The 4,480-nt window shown below is 41.3% G+C and carries 3 protein-coding genes; 1 reads left to right on the forward strand and 2 read right to left on the reverse strand.

Annotation, left to right across the window (positions count from 1 at the left end; translation table 11 throughout):
* Positions 1 to 496, forward strand: a 496-nt coding sequence (locus IE222_RS26065) for a hypothetical protein (RefSeq protein ID WP_223282906.1), incomplete at its 5' end; no start/stop codon positions are given.
* Positions 497 to 662: 166 nt separating this feature from the next.
* Here the strand turns inward: IE222_RS26065 and IE222_RS26070 are convergent.
* Together IE222_RS26070 and IE222_RS26075 are read right to left on the reverse strand one after the other, a co-directional pair.
* Positions 663 to 2,120, reverse strand: a complete 1,458-nt coding sequence (locus IE222_RS26070) for a hypothetical protein (RefSeq protein ID WP_191277299.1) — start codon at positions 2,118 to 2,120, stop codon at positions 663 to 665.
* A 169-nt stretch (positions 2,121 to 2,289) separates the two neighbouring features.
* Positions 2,290 to 4,260: a PTS fructose transporter subunit IIABC gene (locus IE222_RS26075; protein ID WP_191277300.1), complete on the reverse strand. Its 1,971-nt coding sequence runs from the start codon at positions 4,258 to 4,260 to the stop codon at positions 2,290 to 2,292.
* Positions 4,261 to 4,480: the final 220 nt, after the last annotated feature.

A 4,480-nucleotide genomic window follows, 5' to 3' on the forward strand; every position in this document is an offset into this window, starting at 1 on the left:
GGCTGATGTGATTCAATGGAGTGCTGTTTCCAAAGCATCCAAATATGAACTTAAATTATACCGAGGAGCTAAGTTAGTTCATACTCAGCGAGTTGCAGCAAGTGTCCGTAAATATAACTACGCTTCCAAAATGGCAACTCCTGGAATTTATACAGTATCCGTCCAAGCCATAGGGGATACGATCAACTATCGAAATGGAGCAGTCTCGGCACGTTCTAATCAGAAGATTACTTTGAATCGTGTCTCCAAACCAACATGGAAGGCTGATGTGATTCAATGGAGCGCTGTTTCCAAAGCATCCAAATATGAACTTAAATTATACCGTGGCGCCAAATTAGTTCATACTCAGCGGGTTGCAGCAAATGTCCGTAAATATAACTATGCTTCCAAAATGAAAACTCGTGGAGTTTATACTGTAAGCGTCCAAGCTATCGGGGATAATAAGAACTATAGGAACGGACCAGTTTCAGAGCGTTCAGGTCAAAAAAGAAAATAAAAGAAAAACGTATTCCTTTTACACCACCTGATGTTGGATTTAAGGAGATTCTAATGATACAAATACACTAGTAATACTATTATCCTAGTGAATGGAAAAAACGAGGCGTGATAGTGCACCATATACTAAAAGAAGCATGGGATCTGGTCCCATGCTTCTTCTAGTATTATTCCACTCGATAACTGCCAAAATTTATTTTTACATCGTTATAATTGTTTCCGTAGACAGTTGTTAAATAAGAAAGGTTGATGGCGGTGTTGTCATCAAAGACGATTAATTTTACTTTTTTGGATGGGGTGAAACTATAATAGGTGCTTACGCCGTTAACCGTTACGACACCTGAAACATACCTTGATAGGTCATAGCCATCAGCTACTGAGTACGGAACCCCGACCATAGTAAAGAGCTGGCCCATTTCCTCTTCTGTTAATCGATAGGTCCAGTAATAATTAACGATATTTTGATATTTTTGCTGTAACGTATTCTCTACCTGGACATTTTCATAGATTGGCTCCTGAACGGTGTACGTATAAGGTTCTGATTCCGTATAGGTATATGGCTGCTGCTCCGTTTTGCTGCCTACTTGTTCATAAATATAGTATTCTTTATACTGCTTTGTTACCGTATAAGGAACCTGTTTTGTTTTTGTAACAGATTTGTACTTGGTAATAGTTTTAACCCCGGTTTTTACTTTAGCCGTTTTCGTTTGAACGTACTTGGCTTGAATATATGCGCTTTTTGTTTTGTTAATAGGTTCATAGGACATGGCATAGGACACAGATCCACGGTAAACAGATACCTTCTTCTTGATTGGCTTTTGCCTTTGCCATTTTCCTTTTACCTTTTTATATGGCGTATAGGTCACGGTCGCATAGTATTTCCCTTTACTTACCGTTAAGGTCGTGTTCCTTGGAATCGTCACACGTACCCGTTTCCCCTTCGAGTTGTAATAATAGATACCCGTACTGATTTTGGCATGTGTATAGTAACGCTCATCTTTATAATAGGTTTTATATGTAAACTTACCAACATACCAATCTTTATTTACCCTACTCAGCTTCGTAGATTTAGGCATTTTGACATAAAACTTTTTCCCATATGGATTAATGCCGCTCAATTTTCTTTTAACACTTTTACTAGTGTATGCCTGAACGCTTTGTTTTGCGGAATAGCTCGTAACTGTTTTATAAACAGGTTCTTTTACCGTGTACGGCTGCTTGACCGTATAGGTTTCCGTTCTGTATTTCGTGACGTCACGGGACTTTTCTTCAATTTTTAATTCTCCTGATTGTATGCTGCTATCATACGTATACTGGTCTGAATAACATTTTCCGAAACCAGAACGATCAAAGCAATAGTACCCATTCGAATCTTTCCCTCTAAAATCATATTGCACATAATCGTAGACAGGAACTTCCACATCTTGATAACCTGTTTTTTCAACTTCCTTATAGCCTGTCTTTTCAACATCTTGATAACCGGCTATGCGTGATTCTGTATGGTACTTCACATTCTCTGCTAACTGATCCAATGAAACTGTTGCAGCGCTGGCAGTGTTGAAAGGAAACAAGCAGCCCAATACGATTAGCGCTGAAATGGCCAAGCCCGATAATTTCTTTAGCATAAAAACTCCCCTTTTTTTGCTGTGATTCACAGTAGGTTAACTCTTTTAAAAATTCTATGAAAATAGTTAGTTCTTTGGAATCATTTTATCATAGAAATAGAAACAAAAGGACGGTTCTTATGCCTCTCTTACCTAAGTAAAAGATGCATGAGAACCGTCCCCATGTATATTATTGAATGCTTTCTAATAATTCATAGGCTTCTTCTTTTGAGGTTACCTTTAGTAATTGCGCTCGGAAGCTGTCATCCATTAGTTTGCGTGATAGCATTTGTAAGATTTTTAGATGGGCATCGCCGGCAGCTTTTTCAGGTACGGCAATCATGAAGATTAACTTCGCATCGGTACCATCTAAACTGTTCCAGTCAACACCATCGCGTTTAATACCAAATACAACCGCAGGACGGTTCACTGCATTGGATTTACCGTGTGGAATGGCAATGTTCATGCCAAGTCCTGTTGAGCTTTCCGCTTCACGCTTCAAAATAGCCTGCTTAAATTCCTGCTTAGAGCTTACGATGGCATTGGCATCCAATTTAGCAATCATTTCGTCAATGACATCATCGCGAGTAGCTCCTATTAAATTCGTTTCAATTAAATCAATGGTTGTAATATCAGTTAATTTGTTAATGTCGGTGCTCGGAGCTGCTTCTGTTTTTTGAACAGTGCTTTCACGAACAGGATCGCGGCGAACTGCCCCTGTGTTCCGGGTTACTGCACCAACACCCGCTGCAACTGGTGCTGCTTCCACATTCTTTTTCAATGATATAACCATCAGTGCCGTTACAATAACGCCAACAATCACCGCGATAAAGAACATGACCACATTGTCAACAGCGCCTAGTACAGCAACGATTGGTCCACCGTGTGCGACTCTGTCACCAACACTTGAAAGCATCGCGATGACGGCACCTACCATGGAACCGACCATAATACTTGGAATCACACGGAATGGATCCTGAGCGGCAAAGGGAATCGCCCCTTCTGTAATCCCGAACAAGCCCATCGTAAAGGATGCTTTACCAGCGTCTCTTTCCGTTTGACTGAATTTACGTTTGTTAATGAATGTTGCAAGTCCAAGACCGATTGGCGGAATACAGATGGCAACCGCAATTGGTCCCATAATTTCATAGTTTCCTTCTGCAATCATCGAAGAACCGAACAGGAACGCTACCTTATTGAATGGACCGCCCATATCAAAGGCAATCATCGCTCCCAGAATCATCGCTAACATAACCGAGCTTCCGCCCTGCATACTTGCAAGCCAGTGAGTTAGAGCTTCAAACACATTCGCAACCGGTGCACCGATGACAAAAATGAATAATAAGCCAACAATAACCGATGAAAGAATCGGGATAAAAATAATCGGCATAACAGGCTGCACCGCTTTTGGCACTTTAATTTTCTTAATTCCAAGGGCCACATAACCTGCTAAGAAACCTGCAATAATTCCGCCGATAAATCCGGCACCCGCTTCACTTCCGTAAAAACTGCCGTTAGCCGCAATATAACCGCCGATCATACCAGGCACAAGTCCAGGACGGTCAGCAATACTTACTGCAATAAATCCAGACAAAATCGGCACCATAAACATGAACGATGTTGCGCCAAGGCTTTCAATCTGTTTCCAAAAAGAACCGTCTGGAATCTTAATGCCGCCTGGCGTCTGCTCCCCGCCAAGTGTTAAGGCAATCGCAATCAATAATCCCCCGACAACAATGAACGGAACCATGTAGGAGACACCGCTCATTAAGTGCTTATAAATCGGATTTTCCTTCTTAGTATTTTTGTTACCGCCTGCAGCCGCCTCGGTTGCTGCTTCCGGCTTATAAATAGGCGCGTCGCCGTTTTGAATCTGCTTAATCAATTCTTCCGGTTTGCGGATCCCGTCCTGCACACCCGTAATGATCACTTTTTTCCCTGCAAACCGCTCTTTCGGAACCTCTTTGTCGGCAGCGATGATGATTCCATCTGCTTCGGCAATTTCCTGTTCCGTTAAGGCATTTTCAACCCCAATAGAGCCCTGTGTCTCAACCTTTATATCGACACCCAACGCTTCGCCTGCTTTTTGCAAATTTTCAGCAGCCATATACGTATGGGCAATACCAACTGGACAAGCTGTAACAGCTAATATCTTCCCCATGCTGTTTACCTCCTTTAGTAATCGCTTACTTATATAATAAAACTAGCTTGCCCAGTTAATTTTTTTAATTTTTACCGTAGGCTGCGGTAAAAATCGTTTTTTAAAATGGTTTCTATTTGTGAATCGCGGATAACTTTAGGGTTCATTGAACATGGTGACGATTTTTTTCTATTTGTTGGCTAATGCAGCACGCTTCCTTTAACCTTTTTCATTGTGTTTC

It is taken from the genome of Neobacillus kokaensis, from assembly GCF_014656545.1.
Taxonomy (GTDB): domain Bacteria; phylum Bacillota; class Bacilli; order Bacillales; family Cytobacillaceae; genus Neobacillus; species Neobacillus kokaensis.